The sequence below is a fragment of the Thiolapillus sp. genome (genome assembly GCF_048562965.1).
GTDB classification, from domain to species: Bacteria; Pseudomonadota; Gammaproteobacteria; order Chromatiales; family Chromatiaceae; genus Thiolapillus; species Thiolapillus brandeum_A.
This window is the reverse complement of record NZ_JBHNMF010001096.1, coordinates 1-889: the sequence shown is the minus strand read 5'-3', so window position 1 is coordinate 889 and position 889 is coordinate 1. Positions and strand designations below refer to the sequence as shown.

General features: G+C 52.5%; 2 protein-coding genes. One reads left to right on the top strand and one right to left on the bottom strand.

The features are described 5' to 3' along the window. Positions 1 to 425, bottom strand: a 425-nt coding sequence (locus ACOCD2_RS22535) for a transposase (RefSeq protein WP_419626171.1), incomplete at its 3' end; no start/stop codon positions are given. A gap of 84 nt (positions 426 to 509) precedes the next feature. On the opposite strand from ACOCD2_RS22535, the gene ACOCD2_RS22530 reads away from it, so the two are divergent. Further along, a complete protein-coding gene (locus ACOCD2_RS22530; protein WP_293650276.1) occupies positions 510 to 743 on the top strand; it encodes a hypothetical protein in 234 nt (77 codons plus the stop codon). Positions 744 to 889: the final 146 nt, after the last annotated feature.

Below are 889 nucleotides of genomic sequence, written 5' to 3'. Positions count from 1 at the left end.
TTAATCACCCACGCCAGACTGACCCAGCATTGACCTCTGACATAGCGCGCCAAATTGGGCTTGTTGCCATGCTGATGATGAATCTGACTTCCAGGTGCTTTTTTTGAAGCCCGAAGGGTCAAGGTATCATCAATCACCAGATGGATCACATCTTGTTTCACCACCTTCATGATGAGGCGGACAAACTGTCTGGACAGAGCCAACCATGACCAGCGGCCTTCCTGTAACCACTTGTAATAACTTGTCCAGTGATTGCGCATGGTGACCACCAGATAGGCCTCTGTCACAAAACCCGCAGGACTGAGCATGGCCCCGATCAGCAATTCGATGAATGTGCCCACTGACCTTAGGGGTAGCGCTTCGGTCAAAAATGTTATCCAATAACACAGTTCGCGGGGGATACGGCTATATCCTTTCACGTCCACAGCGGCCTCCAGAAGTTCGTGTTGATTTCTCTTCTGAGAAGCCGCGCCTTGTATGCCTTTCTTTAAATTTCCCTGGTCAGCACCATGCGGCTGGCCGGAGAAAACAATATCAAGGCCATCCTGGGCGTCAAGCAGGTACCCAAGTCCATGCGGGCTTTGCTGGCACAGGATGTCATCCCCAGGGAAATCATCAATCCCCTGGAGAAGTATAAGAAGCGTGCGCGGGATTATATGATCCGGCACGCCACTCATGACGAGTTGCTGGGCTGGGTCATTGATCCTGCCCGCCGCGATGAAATCATGGAGAAAATGGAATAATGGTTCTTCGTAGATTCGTGTGAAGCCTAGTCGAGTAGATCGGCCATTGCTGGCTTTCACCCTCACAGAACCGGACGTGCGGATTTCCCGCATCCGGCTCTTCCGAGCAGGTCACCCGGATTGAGCGGGAGCCAATTGTCTGGGCG

Coding starts and splice junctions, on each gene's coding strand:
- ACOCD2_RS22530 (WP_293650276.1), top strand. CDS start 510: ATGCGGCTGGCCGGAGAAAACAATATCAAGGCCATCCTGGGCGTCAAG.